Origin of the sequence: Bacillus sp. BB51/4, assembly GCF_008368845.1 — a bacterium.
In the GTDB taxonomy this organism is placed as follows: Bacteria; Bacillota; Bacilli; order Bacillales; family Bacillaceae_G; genus Bacillus_A; species Bacillus_A wiedmannii.
Window position 1 is genome coordinate 54,737 of record NZ_QOSC01000018.1, and the last position, 14,568, is coordinate 69,304.

At 35.3% G+C, this 14,568-nt stretch carries 13 protein-coding genes; 1 reads left to right on the forward strand and 12 read right to left on the reverse strand.

The annotated features are described in order from the left end of the window. Positions 1 to 44: 44 nt before the first annotated feature. The 5 genes from DN392_RS24815 to DN392_RS24835 form a co-directional block, all read right to left on the reverse strand. Positions 45 to 923, reverse strand: coding sequence for an aminoglycoside phosphotransferase family protein (locus tag DN392_RS24815; RefSeq protein WP_064057520.1), 879 nt, complete (start codon positions 921 to 923; stop codon positions 45 to 47). Between the two features lie 3 nt (positions 924 to 926). Then, positions 927 to 1,442: a GNAT family N-acetyltransferase gene (locus DN392_RS24820; protein WP_088321631.1), complete on the reverse strand. Its 516-nt coding sequence runs from the start codon at positions 1,440 to 1,442 to the stop codon at positions 927 to 929. Between the two features lie 27 nt (positions 1,443 to 1,469). Continuing rightward, the gene (locus DN392_RS24825; RefSeq protein WP_088321630.1) at positions 1,470 to 1,931 is read right to left on the reverse strand and encodes a DUF2691 family protein; all 462 of its coding nucleotides are present in this window, start codon (positions 1,929 to 1,931) and stop codon (positions 1,470 to 1,472) included. 232 nt (positions 1,932 to 2,163) lie between these two features. Further along, positions 2,164 to 2,598: a ferritin-like domain-containing protein gene (locus tag DN392_RS24830; protein ID WP_048566121.1), complete on the reverse strand. Its 435-nt coding sequence runs from the start codon at positions 2,596 to 2,598 to the stop codon at positions 2,164 to 2,166. Between the two features lie 189 nt (positions 2,599 to 2,787). Then, positions 2,788 to 3,969, reverse strand: a complete 1,182-nt coding sequence (locus tag DN392_RS24835) for a YhgE/Pip domain-containing protein (RefSeq protein ID WP_088091609.1) — start codon at positions 3,967 to 3,969, stop codon at positions 2,788 to 2,790. 171 nt (positions 3,970 to 4,140) lie between these two features. Here DN392_RS24835 and DN392_RS24840 point away from each other — a divergent pair, with 171 nt between their 5' ends. After that, complete coding sequence (locus DN392_RS24840) at positions 4,141 to 4,758, forward strand: TetR/AcrR family transcriptional regulator (RefSeq protein ID WP_064449318.1); 618 nt, start codon at positions 4,141 to 4,143, stop codon at positions 4,756 to 4,758. Positions 4,759 to 4,813: 55 nt separating this feature from the next. Here the strand turns inward: DN392_RS24840 and ppsA are convergent, their stop codons facing one another. The 7 genes from ppsA to DN392_RS24880 form a co-directional block, all read right to left on the reverse strand. Then, positions 4,814 to 7,420, reverse strand: a complete 2,607-nt coding sequence (gene ppsA, locus DN392_RS24845; RefSeq protein WP_064057516.1) for a phosphoenolpyruvate synthase — start codon at positions 7,418 to 7,420, stop codon at positions 4,814 to 4,816. A 210-nt stretch (positions 7,421 to 7,630) separates the two neighbouring features. Then, on the reverse strand, positions 7,631 to 8,788 hold the full coding sequence (locus tag DN392_RS24850) for a serine hydrolase domain-containing protein (protein ID WP_064057552.1): 1,158 nt from the start codon (positions 8,786 to 8,788) through the stop codon (positions 7,631 to 7,633). A gap of 392 nt (positions 8,789 to 9,180) precedes the next feature. Next, positions 9,181 to 10,770: a bifunctional metallophosphatase/5'-nucleotidase gene (locus DN392_RS24860; protein ID WP_064449320.1), complete on the reverse strand. Its 1,590-nt coding sequence runs from the start codon at positions 10,768 to 10,770 to the stop codon at positions 9,181 to 9,183. Positions 10,771 to 11,287: 517 nt separating this feature from the next. Beyond that, positions 11,288 to 12,238 carry a magnesium transporter CorA family protein gene (locus tag DN392_RS24865; protein WP_064057515.1) on the reverse strand — a complete coding sequence of 317 codons (951 nt, stop codon included), beginning with the start codon at positions 12,236 to 12,238 and terminating at the stop codon, positions 11,288 to 11,290. A gap of 295 nt (positions 12,239 to 12,533) precedes the next feature. Beyond that, positions 12,534 to 13,559: a ParM/StbA family protein gene (locus DN392_RS24870; protein WP_064057514.1), complete on the reverse strand. Its 1,026-nt coding sequence runs from the start codon at positions 13,557 to 13,559 to the stop codon at positions 12,534 to 12,536. Between the two features lie 34 nt (positions 13,560 to 13,593). Then, complete coding sequence (locus DN392_RS24875; protein ID WP_088091610.1) at positions 13,594 to 13,995, reverse strand: peptidase U61; 402 nt, start codon at positions 13,993 to 13,995, stop codon at positions 13,594 to 13,596. A gap of 85 nt (positions 13,996 to 14,080) precedes the next feature. Then, positions 14,081 to 14,467: a YflT domain-containing protein gene (locus tag DN392_RS24880; protein ID WP_048566116.1), complete on the reverse strand. Its 387-nt coding sequence runs from the start codon at positions 14,465 to 14,467 to the stop codon at positions 14,081 to 14,083. Positions 14,468 to 14,568: the final 101 nt, after the last annotated feature.

A 14,568-nucleotide genomic window follows, 5' to 3' on the forward strand; every position in this document is an offset into this window, starting at 1 on the left:
ATTTAATCATATGAAAAAGCCTATTTTGAAATAGGCTTTTTCTATTACCTCTCATAATCATCCACAATCACTTGAATGACACGATACGATTCTTCCGCCACTATCTTATTACTAATCTTATTCGCATCATACGTAATTAACGCCTTCCAAAGTGTCCATCCTCTCGCCCTATTCCACGTTTCTTCATCTATGCGCAATACTTCTTTAAATACATTTCTACTATTCTTATCAAAAAACGTCCAAGCCATCGCCGCATCACAAGCAGGATCCCCTACTCCTAAAATACCAAAATCAATTACGGCACAAAGCTTTCCATCCTTAACGAGTAGATTTCCTGGTGCAACATCTCCATGAACCCAAACTGGTTTACGCTCCCACGTTGACTGAAGTGCTAAATCCCAAAGATGCTTTAATACTATTTCATCAAAAACATCCTTATTATTTTCGATAGCACCTCTCGCCTCTTCATCATATACAGATATAAGCCCGCCTCGGTAAAAATTATGTGCTCCAGCTATCGGTCCGTTAGTCGCATCAATGGATTGCAATTCTATTAAAAATGCTCCTAAGTCCGCCGCAAATTCATTTAGGTCACGGACATTTTGTTTCGTAACAGTATCTCCTTCTATCCACTTATTAATAGACCAAGGCCAGGGATACTCCTCAGATGGATTTCCTTTCGCAAGTGGTGTAGAAATCGGTAAAGAAAGCTCCTTACTTAATATAGGTAGCCACTTATTTTCTTTCTCTACTTGTGGTGCATATGCCACGTCACTTGGCAATCTTACACTCATCTCATCCCCTAAGTGAAATGTTCTGTTATCATGCCCACTAAACTTTACAGGTTTCACTTCTAAATGTGCCCATTCAGGAAACTGTTCCCCTATTAACCTTTTAACTAAATCGGTATTAATTTGATCCATTCACTATCCCCTTTTCTTTTGAAACTTACTAAGTCCATCTATACTCCCAACATATTCAAAACCATTTCTCTTATAAAAATCATTCAATATGCGATTATGCCCTACACAATCTAGTTTCAAAAACTCTTTGTCATGTTTTACATTCTCTTCTACCCACCGTAAAATCCATTCTCCTATTCCGTTGCTCTTATACTTCCGTTTCACCGCAAATCTATGAATATATAATGAATTAGAAACTTCCTCTTTACCAAAAATATATTCATCCCATTCATTTTGTTTAGGAGATACTGTCACTGTACCGATAATTTCATCTTCCTTTGTAATCACATATGTATATTTCTCCCTTATCCCTTCTAATATTTCAGCTGTAGCTTCCCCGCCTAACAAATACTGCCACTGATCAACTCCTTTATGTTGTAACCACTTTGCTACTTCTTTTAATAGAGCAATAATGCTATCGCTTTCATTTTCAGTAGCAGTTCGAATCTTATATTCTTTTGTTATTGTATTGCTCTTCATATTTTCATGTCTCCTTTCAAATTACTACTATACTGATAATCGCGTTCTACCGTCATTTTCGTCTGTCACGTATTCAACGTAAAAATCTTGATTCAGTGCGTTTTCATACATCAACTCAATCGCTTTTTGATCTTTAGCGTAAATTGTGACGTATGTACAATCCGCAACTAGTAAAACTAATTCACACTTGCTCTCTTTAAATTCTTCATATGTTTCAATATCTCCTAGTACTTCCCTTTTTGGATACGCTTTTAAATCTGCAAAAATAACATAATATATATTGTCTTTAAATAATTTTTTCAAACCTGATCCTTCCACTATACTTGGTTCTTCTGGAAATAATGCCTCATCCAATCCACCACGTGCTACTAAGTATGACTCCTCACTCCCCACCCACCAATCAAATGAAGAAATATCAATTCGCTTTAACACTCTCCAAAGTAAATTATCATATTCATTTGGAATATCTACTGTAATTCCTCTTTTCATTTATTTGCTCCTAGTTTATTTGTTTTCGTTTTCATTCCATACATTATATACCAAATTCAACTACTATATTTTGTCGATACCTATGTAACTTGTATTTCACCGCGAAAAAACCGTCCCACTACTTATGAAACGGTTTTTTTCTGCTTATATTTAAGTTTTCCATTCAATTGTTGCACTGCGCTTTAAAATAATTTCTAATATATTCATCACATCAGCCATTCATTCTTTATACTCACTTCGTCTTCACAAAATAATATAAAAACCACACTGCATGATTTTGTTCATCGGCAGCTATTCTACGCAGTAACTCTTTCAAATGTGCATCTGATGCTTCATCTGAAATTTCCAAGTAAAAATCTACTGTCTTCTGTTCATCTTGTATTGCAAATTCTAATCCTTGTAAGTACGTATTCGGACATTCTTCTGTAATTTGTGGTTTTGGCTGCTGACCAGTTAAATTTGTATAGATCTGTACAAACTGATGAAAATGCTTTATTTCATCATTACGAATTTCAAGAATTTGATTTCTTTCCGCCACATTTGGAGCCATATTAGCTAATTTCGCATAGCAACTTATAGCACTAAACTCTCCATTAATTGCTTTCTCAATATCACGAATCAACTTATCATTTTGCCTATACCAATCATAATAATTCGAATTATACATCTTATCCCCTCCATTATTTCGCATTACATTTTATGCAATTTGAAATAGTAGGAGCATGTATACAAAAAGCACCGCAAATCCGAACTCTTCTATTCCCCTTAAAATATAGAAAAACCTATCTTGCTTGATTTCTCTATAGGTTAATAAAAATCAAAAAACGCTTCACTCCTAGTGAAACGTTTTTATCCTTTATGCGTGTAATTCTGTTTTATGTTCCTTTATTGCACTACGTTTGAAAGCAGTCGCTAAAATAATAGCCATACTTACCGCACCAATCCAAACGAGCACAGTAACAGGTGTACCCCAGCTTAACCCTTTTCCGAAGAAGAATATTTCTCGAAGTCCCTCAATCATAAATCGCATTGGCAACCATGCGTACACCCAGTCTTGGTAAAATGGTGACAACATTTCAGGTGCTAATGATAATAACGGTGCACCGAAGAATAGTAAGAGAGCGAATACACCGATTCCCTTTAATCCAACTAATGAAAGTACCGCTGATATCATTAAGAAGAAACTAAAGGACGTAATAGATAAAAATAGTGCCGTATCTGTAAAGTTCGAAATATTTAACCCTACCGCACCATCTGCGATCCATGTAAGACCAAACCCAATTACAATTGTCGCAACTGCTCCAGCTACTATTTGTTTTAGTTTTAATACAAAGTTCTCGTTTCTTGTACGAATCGGCATTTTACTTATTGCAATAAAGATAAGTGCTGCGCTCGCTAAACTTGCAATCCATAATGGCTGGAACAATGAAATTGGTGAGTTACCGTTCGCACTATTTTTTCCGACCTCATTCACATTTGTCACTTTCTTCGTAATAGGTGTTACTACATTTGAAACTTGATCTGCTGTTAATGTAGCTCCTTTTGCCTTCACTCCTTCTAATAGTTGTGTACGAGCAGTATTGTTCATATTATCAACTACAGCATTTAACATTTGCCCCGCCATAGTTGATGCCGCTGTATTCATTCCTTGATTTATGAATATTTCTACCTCTGACGAAGATGGCTGTGGTGTTTGTAGTGATGCCTGTTTTGTACTAAAATCTTTCGGAATGACTAATGCCGCGTAATACTCTTGATTATTTAAACCTTTTTGCACGGATTCCTTATTTTTTACTTCTACCCATTTTACCGCAGGTTCTTCGTCTGATTTTGATGTCTTTTTCATATTATCAACAATCGTTTGCCCCATATTCATCTTCGGTTGATTCGGAATTTCCACTCCTTGATCCTCATTTACAATTGCGATTGGCAAATTTTTCGGCTGTGGTTGAACGGTTGGAAATAACGTTAATGAAAAAAGAAAAACAACAAGTAGTGCAATAACCGGTGATAACAATAAAAGTTTATTTTTAAACATTTTCTTTTCTCCTCCTATAATTTGATTTATAATAACCAACAACGTGTTGTTTATTTATATTTTGAATTATATGTTCGAGTTGAACCTTATACAATAATCAAAAATCGTGAATGTGTCGGTTATCATACACATTCTTGAAAAGTGTTGGCTAAAATTAAGGAGGGACATACTTTGCGTGATAATAATTTAGATTTACGTGTTGTTCGTACGAAAACTGCCATACGAAATGCATTGGTGGAATTAATTGAAGAAAAAGGTTTTGACGCCCTTACAGTGAAAGATATTACAACGAAAGCGAACATAAATCGCGGTACTTTCTATGCGCACTATCAAGATAAATTTGATTTAATGACGAAATGTCAAGAACAGATTATGTATGAATTTTCTAGCATTGCAAAACGGAAGTTTCCAGAAGTTATTGCGGATCTTGGATCAAATCCTTCCCCAACAATGCCGTTTATACTTATCACTTCTATTCTTGAATTTCTAAATGAAAATAGTGATTTTATGAAAGCTGTGCTAAGCCCAAAAGGAGATTTATCTTTCCAAACAAAACTGAAAGATTTTATGTGGAAAACACTATTTGAAGATACGAATGGTGCTCTCATTAATAAAGAGAACTTACTTGTCCCAAGCCAATACTTAGCCTCTTACATGGCTTCTGCTCATATTGGTGTCATTCAGCAATGGTTAAATAATGGCCAAAAAGAAACACCTGAGGAAATTGCTCGTATTTTATCAACAATTGCAGTTCATGGCCCTTTTTATGCAGCTGGCTTAAAACAATAAGTCAGCTATATAATAAAGGATCATCCACTATAATAGCGGATGATCTTTTATTTCATTACAACACTTCAATATACCCTTCTGTTCCATGTACCCGAATTCGTTGCCCATCTTTGATTCGTTTCGTAGCATTCTCTACTCCGACGACTGCTGGCAATCCGTATTCACGTGCAATCACTGCCCCGTGCGTCATAAGTCCTCCAACTTCGGTGACTAACCCTTTTATAGACACAAACAATGGTGTCCAGCCAGGATCAGTAAAAGCAGTAATTAATATATCCCCTTCTTCTAAATTCGCTTCTTCCATGTTTAAAATAATGCGAGCTCTTCCCTCAACTACTCCAGAAGAAACAGGCAGACCAACAATCGCATCAGCCGGAAGATTTTCTCGTTTATATTTACCTGTAATGATTTCTCCATCAGACGTCATAACGCGGGGAGGCGTTAGTTTTTCATATAATTTGTACTCATTTTTTTGTTTATGAATAAGCTCGTAATCTAGTTTATTCGTGCGAACAACTTCGTGAAGTTCTTCAAAGGTTAGATAGTATATATCATCGATTTCATGAATGACACCGCTCTGTACAAGTTGCTCAGCTTCTTTCAATAATGCCTGCTTATATATGAAGTAACGATTAATCATGCCGTATTTTGGATATTCACGATAACCGATACAATTACGGATGTTACGAATCATTCGCTTCGTTTCTTCTACTTTTTGTGTACCATCCGGCAAATGTTGCAATCGCTCTAATAACTCTTCTTCTTTGTTCAAAGCTTCCTGCAGCCCTTTTTCAAACTTCCGCTTACTAGCACCAGCTTCAAAGTCTCTTATGTTATTTAAAATCATCGGGATAATGGTTGTTGGTTTTTCACTCCAGCGCGTTTTCGTAATGTCGATTTCTCCGCTGCATCTCATTCCGTATTTATTTAGAAAAGTTCGAATGGCATCTCGAGCTTTTTCTCCGCCTTTACACTGAACTAATTCATCTAAAAAGTTATCATTTTCTACATGTTGTAAATATGCAATAACTTCTGGATATGGTCGAATTACATCTGCAACATCCATTAATGCTAAACCCATTTCTGACGTAATATTGTTTTGTACTGATTGAGAAAGCGTGTCTGCTGCATTCTTTTCGCCTAACCATTGCCCCATCTTTTCATTGATCCATGTTGAAGCATCCATACCTGCCATAATGACAGCCATACTTTGCGGATGAAATAATATTTTCTTTAATTGCTGGATATCTTCCAAAATAAAATCAAGTACATCCACCCCTGATTTCGTTTGCATGTTTCGTTTTAACTCTTCAATTGATGCTTGATTCATTTCTATTAAATCCGTAACGATTGCTGGATTGTTTTCGACTTGTGGTTGCGAACTTGCAGGTGGTCCACTTTTACCAACACTCTTTTCTTTTTCATCATCTCGTAACAATGTAATAAAATCATCTCGCTCGACTACAGTCGTTAATGCATCTTTAATAAGCGGTTCCGAATTCCCTATCATATTTAATAAAAGTTCTCTACTAGTAGGCGAAGCCAATCTTTGTGCAACATCAACAAACAACCTTCCTCCAGCTTGAAACCGCTGTCCAAAGGATGTTAACTGGAATAAAGACATTCCTAATGGTTTCAAAGGATCAGTCATCATTTGCTGGTGACCAACCGATACATACACATGATTTTCCCCATCATTTACTTCTGGTATTGGATATAAAGTCGTGATCGGGCGACTTTGGACAATATAAAATGTATCATCCACTACACACCATTCAATATCTTGCGGACAACCAAAATAAGATTCAATCTGCCTTCCGATCTGTGCTAGTTGTAAAATTTGTTGTTCAGACAACGTTTGAAGCTTTTGCTGAGCCGGATCAATCTGTTTCGTCTCCGTTCCGCCCTCTTTTAAAGCATAAATAGCTAATTTTTTAGTTGCTATCATCTTTCCGGTAATTTTTCCTTCTTTTACTTTATAATTATCGGCAGAGACCAGTCCTGATACTAATGCCTCACCAAGTCCAAAACTGGCATCGATTGATACTACCTTTCGGTTAGAAGTAACCGGATCAGCAGTAAATAAAATGCCCGAAGCCTCAGGGAAAACCATTTTTTGAACGACAACACATATAGAAACTTGATTATGTTCAAAATCATTTTGCATGCGGTACATAACTGCTCGCTCTGTAAATAAAGAAGCCCAGCACCTTCTTACATGCTGCAAAATCGCTTCTTTACCGATAATATTTAAATACGTATCTTGTTGACCAGCGAACGAGGCATATGGTAAATCTTCAGCCGTAGCACTAGAACGCACGGCATACGCATGTTCATTTCCAAAACGTGAGAGATAATGAGCTACCGCTTCCACTACTTCAGAAGGGATTTCTACTGCCATAATGACTTCTCTAATCTTCTTACTAATTCCACCAATTTGAGTTCGGTCTTCACGTTTCAACTTTGTTAGCTGCTGCAACAAAGTTTGAAGCTCGTCATTTTGCTCGATGGCCTTTTCATATCCTACCGTTGTAACACAAAATCCTTCTGGCACTTGTATCCCTTGAACGCTTGATAACTCCCCTAAATTCAATCCTTTTCCACCAACGAGTGCAAGCTGCGTGTTTTCTATTTCCTGAAAATCGAGAACGAAAGAACTCATTTACCATCTCTCCTTACTATGCATGTGTTCTTGATTGTAGCAGTAGTAAATACGAATAAACAGTCTATTTCGAACGTGATTTACATGATATAATTAAGTTAGGAAGAGATAATTTTTTTATTTCTCCCCCTCTAATTCACTTCAATTATATCTCCAAACTTAAACATTCTTTGATTACAAATGACAAAATTTATCCGTTTTCCTTTTTGCCTACTTGCTAAATTCAGCAAGTAAAATGTTTTTAAAAAATTCCGGATTATTAATGTTTAAACTGTTCGAATTGATAGCAAATGTACGTTTGCCTCCAAGTGTTCCACCAGCAAAAGTAGAAAACCCTGGAACGGCACCCCTGTGTCCCCATATCGAGACACCGTTCGGAAGTTTAATTTCAAGAATTCCAAGACCATATCCAGTTCCCTCTCTTTCTGTAGGAACTGTAGTAAGCATTTGTTTTAGTTGCTGTTCCTTCAGTAATTTGCCACTGAGTAAGTAAGAGAAGAATTTGTTTAAGTCGTCAGCAGTAGAAATCATATCTCCATCCGAGCTACCTGGGTTAATATAAGTAACGTCTTTTAGCTCACTTGCTCCGTCTAGTTGCAAATAGCCACGAGCATGCTTGGTGCCTGGAATCACGCTTGAATTGCCAGGTAGGAATGTATTTGACAAATCAAGCGGTTCAATAATCCGATTTTCAACCTCTTCCGCATAGCTGTTTCCTGTTACTTTTTCGATAAGGATCCCTAGTATTACGTATCCTGTGTTTGAATAAGACCAACCCTTCCCTGGAGCAAAGTCTGGAGGAAGAGAAATCCCCATCTTTACAAATTCTTCAGCCGTATACGATTTTTTTATATCCGTAATATCAAAGTCTTTTGAATTTATATAGTCAGCAATACCACTTGTATGATTCAATATTTGCCGGATCGTAATCTGGTTACCATCATATCCGTTTCCTTGAATGACACCAGGCAACCATTTTTCAATGGAGTCATCTAGATTCAAACGGTTCTCTCCAGATAATTGAAGTAGAACTGTTGCAATGAACGTTTTCGTCACACTGCCAATACGAAAGCGAAAATCTGCTTTCATTGGTTTCTTAGTTCTCAGATCTGCTACCCCAGCGGTATAACTCCAAGTTTTACCACCCTTAGAAATTTGAGCGAGTATTCCCGGGTATCCAAGTTGCAGTGTATCCCGCATTGCTTTCTTAACGGAAGTACGATCGCTTTGAGTACTTGTTTGTAACGAACTAAATACATTTTGCGCGGGTTCTGCTTTTACAATTGAGCCTGGTGTTATGTATAACAGGGAACTTCCAGCTATTAAAAGTGCTAGACTTGCACATGTAATTTTACTGCGTGTTTTCATAAAGAATTCCTCTCTTCTATTAAAATTGTATAGATAGTTGATAGCAGTGTCATATACGAACCACACAGCTATCAATTCTCCCAATGATGAAAAGGCAACAATGCATTTGCAATCATTGTACTCATTATTTTCACAAAACACTCTTGTTACTGATTGTTTTATATGTAGGCCGTACTTATTCCCCCCTTTCACGCCTCCTCATATTTTTATCCTACATATTGAAAATCTCTTTTTCCTTACCTATCCCTTACAAATTTCTTACATTCGAAATCGCTTCTATAATAATAGGATTGAAGTAGCATCTGTGCCCGAAAGCGCAAAAAAATAGATTACCTGCACACTAAAAAGTATAGCGCACAGGTAATCTATTTGTTTTTGAGATTAATAAAAAACTAATTTATTCTTTGAATTCTTCCATCAATAACAGACTGAATTGGTTCTTTTGATTTTTTTATATAATCTACTAATGCTTCAAAATCAGTTGGTCCTGTTTCAGCATCTTTACCGTTTTTAAAGGATACAAATCCATCTCCAGCTGAAGCTAGAAATGCGTTAGCAACGACGCTGTAAGTTTTAGAAGGAATGATTTCTTCTCCATTTGTTAAGCGAATACTTGTTACTTTTTCTCCATTAGACTTGTTCGCATCCCAAGTGTATTGGATCCCTGAAATTTGAAGCATTCTTGTTATGTCTTTTTGCCATTGTTGATTTAAAATATCACGAATGTCTTGGCCTGTTAAATTTACTTTTATTAATTGATTTCCGAATGGTTGAATACCATATATCTCTCCCCATGTAATATCACCAGCATCTAAGTCATTACGAATACCACCAGGATTCATAAGTGCAATTTGGGATTGCATTGTTGTACGCTGGGCATCAGCAACTAAATTTCCAAGAGTAGATTCACCAGCCGTATTGAGTTTGCGATCTAGTGGAGCAATAGACTTACCTACAACTTCATTAACAAGAGGTGCGATTTTTGCTTGATATTTCTCCATCTTCTTCTTTATTTTTTTATCAGGCTCCATGCCTTCATGGTAAGTTGTAACAATTTCTGCTTTTTTCTCAACAATATCTTTTGTTTTACGATCAATCTTTACATCAACATCAGCAAAAGCCATACCATAAGAATTTGCTTGTACGACAAGTTTATTATTAACAGTTCCATTTACATAGGTGTGGCTATGCCCACCAAAAATAACATCGACTTCTGGATCAGTCTCATTTGCTAATCGGACGATATCACCATTTGTTACGCCGTTCCCATCTGTTGTACCTCCGTTATGCGCAAGAACAACGATAGATTTAACGCCTAGTTTTTTTAATTGCTTTACTGATTTGTTAATAGCTTCAACTTCATCTGTAATTTCTACATTCTTTAGCATAGTAGGCATAACAAGGTTAGGAACATCCGTTGTTACGACTCCGATAAATCCAACAGGAACTCCTTGTACCTTTTTTATAGTAAATGGTGGTAAAAATAAACGACCGGTGGATTTATTATAGAAATTTGCAGCAACATATGGGAATTTTGCTCCTTTAAAATCCCCTGTTTTCTCATGGTATCCACCATAAATAAGGCGGTTCATTTCCGCAACACCTTCATCAAATTCATGATTTCCTATAGTTCCAACATCGAATTTCAAATCATTTAGAAATTCAATCGTAGGTTCGTCTTGTAATAATGCTGAAACAGGAGTACTTGCTCCAACAACATCGCCAGCATGTACCTTTAATGTATTCGGATTTTGTTTTTCACGATCACGTAAATAAGCCCCTAAGTACTCAATTCCCCCTGCATCTTTATTGTTAATTTTTTTTACAGTGTCTAGTTGCCCATGAAAATCGTTAATACCGAGCATTTGCACATCTATGTAGCGGTTTGGTTCTGTACTTGCTTGGGCTGAAGGCGCAGCAAATACACTAGTAAAAGTAACTGTACTTATTGCTAAAGCAACTGGAATAATTTTTTTCAACATAAAATTTCTCTCCCCTAATTAAAATCAGACATAATACGATGTTATTTTAATATATTAAGAGGATTATTTCTATAAAAATTCAACTAATTATAAAAATTAATAAGATTTTATTTTTTTCTGACAAAACTTTTCTTTGTTTTGAGGATTATTCAAAATATTATCTTGATAGTAATATAACAATCCACCTAAGAGACCTAAAAAAAGCTAATCCATACATTTTAGCTGGTAAGAAGAATATTCAATTCGAAACTAATAGAGGTTTATCAACCTAACATCTCAATATCACCATTTAAAAATGAATAAAAATTTCGTTATGGAAGATTTCGATTCTTTAAATTGATTACAGTGGTGCACTACTCCGCATTTAAAAAGATGCTCCTGGATTTATCCAAGAGCATCTTTTTAAATGCGGGGACATCAAAACTTTAACTTGATGGGGATATGGCACTACCCCCATTAATAAATATTACTAACCTTATATCTAGGTTAATATTTATCATATTTTTTATAAACAGGATTAATTAGATTTAAAAAAAGATTTCTTTTTCTTTACTCGTAATAAATCACCTGTCCATCCTTTAAATCGCATATACATATACATACCTCCCGTTGTAAAAATAATAAATAAGAGAGCAATTAAATAGCTATATTTCCATTCTAGTTCAGGCATGTATTTAAAATTCATCCCCCACAATGCTCCTAAGGCTGTCAAAGGCGTACTCACAGCGGTTAATACAGTAAGAGCTTTCATAATTTCATTCCCACGATGAGAAGAAACAACTTCTTGTAAATGAATCATCGTGTCTAATTCTTCTTGGTACTCTTTAACAAGTTGTAATCCACGCTCTAATTTCAAGTGTGTTTGTTTATAACAAAGAGTTTTTGTTATATTTTCTAACCAAGCTTCCTCCAAGCCTTGTAACACTTCTTGTATTAAGCGAAACACATGTGTGTTCATAAATAATTCATGACGAATATGATAAATTCTTTCTAAAACTGCTATGTTATTATGATGATAAAAATCCCATAATACATTTCTGAAATTGTTTTCAAAATAGTCAACCTCTCGCAAATAGTGAGAAATAAACATTGATAAGATAGTACATACTCCTTCAGCGGAACTATTACAATTTTTTGTACCCACCGGGAAATTATGTATTAATTCTTGAAAATCCTCTTCCTCTTTTTCCTGGACCGTTATCAGTACTTCATGAGCTACGAAATAATGAAGAAATTTTTGAATTTTGGCGTCTTTTTTATCTTGATCATATAAAAAAGAACCATATACACAAGTTTGACTTGGTGATAACGTATAAACATATAAGCCATTTTCACAAGGAGAACTTATTTTCTTTACAAATTGAGAGAAATAAGATATTACATCACGAGGGATTATAGAAGAAAGTTTTTCAAGCTCACTAGTTTTCACATGATACCAATTCCATTTCGGCATTTTTATGCATTCCATATTATTCTTCCTTTCTGAATAGTTTTATGTTTGATCGAATAATATCCGTAATATGAAATTTGTATGTAGGTATTCATGTCTTCGAGGAAAAGTTTTTAAATCACCTAAATTACAAGCTAAATGGCATAGGAGGTCTTCTTCTATTACAAGGAAGACCCCCTATATACTAGTTATTTTTATTCTCAATTTTAAACATTTCCTCTATACAAGCACTTTTCATCTTTTCTTATTTATATGTGGAAAAGAAGCCACATAATTTGGCACGTCTATTCAACGAACTCTATTTCGGTCGTTATTATAATTTAGATTCATATGCAGATTGATTGGTGATGTCCTCAAATACTTGACTTCCAATCATATAGTATCCATGAAGTGCAGCCTCTTTCGAAGCGTCTACCATACGGAAAGAAGAAATTTCACCTTGCATTTTTTCAATTCGTTTTTTGTGGATATCTACTATTCCTCCTGTCCAAATAATAGTTTCATACTGGTCTAACTTAAATTGTTCTTGTAATACACGCATAACGTCTTGGAAGTGTGCATCCAACTCTTTTTGAATCAAAGTATCAACCTGACTTGTCTCATGATTTTCTTCTCGACCTCCATATCCTTTTTCTAATATTTTTGGCATGTCGTTAATATGCAATTGATTACTTTCACCCGCATGATTCTGCAGGATATTCTTAATATTTTTCAAAGGCTTGCTACATCCTAGTTCTGTCTCATAATGATTTAAAATGACATTCTGTTTCATATCTGTCATTTCTAATGTACGAAATCCACCATCAATAATTAAGATACGATCTCGTTCCTGAATGATTCCCTCTTTTAAGAAATAGGCATGTAAAGCGACCGGTTGCTGAAGAATCAAAGCATTTTCCACCGTAATATTAATAAATTTCCCATCAATTTGCACGGAAGTTTCTTTTTTTAATACATTTTGTAATTGCTCATGCTGACTACCAAAACAAGTAACGGGAAGCCCGGTAACAACTAAAGGTAACACGACATTTTTTTTATAATCCTTTGCAATGCAACCAAATATTTGTTGTTTAAACTGTTCGCTTTCATAATAATTTTCTATTTCTTCGTCAAATGGAGGAAGAAATGAAGCGTCAGATTGATGCGCTTCATTTCCCATGTAGTATGCAAAGTCTAAGTCTATAAAACTCACCTTTGTTAAATCTTCACTTTCAGCATGGTTAGGTACAGGGGCTAGTGTGGAAACTTCACTCTTAATCGTCACCTCAGAATCTACATCCTGTCGATATGCCCGCTTGGTAAAGCCAATTCCTACATCAATTGCATACAGAGATTTCATACTTTTTCCTCACTTTCTCTTTTTAGAATTCAATCTAGGCACTCTCTTCTTTCTCTTCTTTCATATATTTCTTTTCATTTTTCGTTTTTTCTCCGTCTATGTCCTTACTATTTTGATTTATTTCGTTATCCTTTTCATCTTTTTTCTTTTTGTTATTTTCGTTTTCTGTTAAATCTTTAATAGTAGAAATGACAACCGGTGTGGCTGTAAGCAGTTGTGGTAATGTTTGTTTTGCAACATTAGCTGCAGTTACAGAGAATTGTTTACTTGTCTCAGTTACTTTCTCTAATGTTTCCTTTATGTTTCCTTCTTGTAGTTTGTCTTTTACTCTTTTTCCTTTTGTTTGTATAGCTTTCCGATTTTCTTTTTTTAACAGGGAGACCATGACTCCGGTCGTAATCCCAATCACAGTATATTTAAATATTGTATGTTTCATTTTTCTCACCCTTCTCTACTTTTATTTTCTTCCATGCTACAACCTAAAATAATTAACTTATCTATTTATCAGATGTTGCAATCTATTAGAGAGAATGATAGTTTTGCGGCTGCCTATCACTTGCCGTTGGTGTTTCAGCTGTTACTAGGAGTAAAATTCTCCCTTGATCTAGTTTTTCTTCATATAAGTTAGCTTCCTCCTTCGACAACCCCATTTCCTCCATTTGATTTCGGAGTTCGTCCCCTTTTTTGGAGAAAAAGTTGATAATACTTGTACCCAATCCTTGTTCTTTTACTCCAATCGTATTTGTGTTTGTATCATCCGCAATCTTTTTTGTTAGATGTTTTTCATGTGTTAAGACGTAAATGTCATCTTGGCGAATCCCTTGCAATTCTAGCTCTTTTACTTTCATAACTACTTCCTGTTCATTTTCATATTCATGAACTACCGGTTTTCTTTCATTCTTATGCATTATATTTTTCCTCCCTTAGATTTTTTATTTTCTTATTTAGTTGTTATGTAATATGTAATACACCTATTTTAAAGATGTTAAACCTAAATTTTCAAAAAACT

What these genes read in the sequence shown, in the direction of transcription:
- DN392_RS24850 (WP_064057552.1), bottom strand. Translation starts at nt 8,788, where the DNA reads ATGAAAACACGCAGTAAAATTACATGTGCAAGTCTAGCACTTTTAATA.
- DN392_RS24815 (WP_064057520.1), bottom strand. Translation starts at nt 923, where the DNA reads ATGGATCAAATTAATACCGATTTAGTTAAAAGGTTAATAGGGGAACAG.
- DN392_RS24870 (WP_064057514.1), bottom strand. Translation starts at nt 13,559, where the DNA reads ATGAAATCTCTGTATGCAATTGATGTAGGAATTGGCTTTACCAAGCGG.
- DN392_RS24880 (WP_048566116.1), bottom strand. Translation starts at nt 14,467, where the DNA reads ATGCATAAGAATGAAAGAAAACCGGTAGTTCATGAATATGAAAATGAA.
- DN392_RS24865 (WP_064057515.1), bottom strand. Translation starts at nt 12,238, where the DNA reads ATGGAATGCATAAAAATGCCGAAATGGAATTGGTATCATGTGAAAACT.
- ppsA (WP_064057516.1), bottom strand. Translation starts at nt 7,420, where the DNA reads ATGAGTTCTTTCGTTCTCGATTTTCAGGAAATAGAAAACACGCAGCTT.
- DN392_RS24835 (WP_088091609.1), bottom strand. Translation starts at nt 3,969, where the DNA reads ATGTTTAAAAATAAACTTTTATTGTTATCACCGGTTATTGCACTACTT.
- DN392_RS24860 (WP_064449320.1), bottom strand. Translation starts at nt 10,770, where the DNA reads ATGTTGAAAAAAATTATTCCAGTTGCTTTAGCAATAAGTACAGTTACT.
- DN392_RS24875 (WP_088091610.1), bottom strand. Translation starts at nt 13,995, where the DNA reads ATGAAACATACAATATTTAAATATACTGTGATTGGGATTACGACCGGA.
- DN392_RS24825 (WP_088321630.1), bottom strand. Translation starts at nt 1,931, where the DNA reads ATGAAAAGAGGAATTACAGTAGATATTCCAAATGAATATGATAATTTA.
- DN392_RS24820 (WP_088321631.1), bottom strand. Translation starts at nt 1,442, where the DNA reads ATGAAGAGCAATACAATAACAAAAGAATATAAGATTCGAACTGCTACT.
- DN392_RS24830 (WP_048566121.1), bottom strand. Translation starts at nt 2,598, where the DNA reads ATGTATAATTCGAATTATTATGATTGGTATAGGCAAAATGATAAGTTG.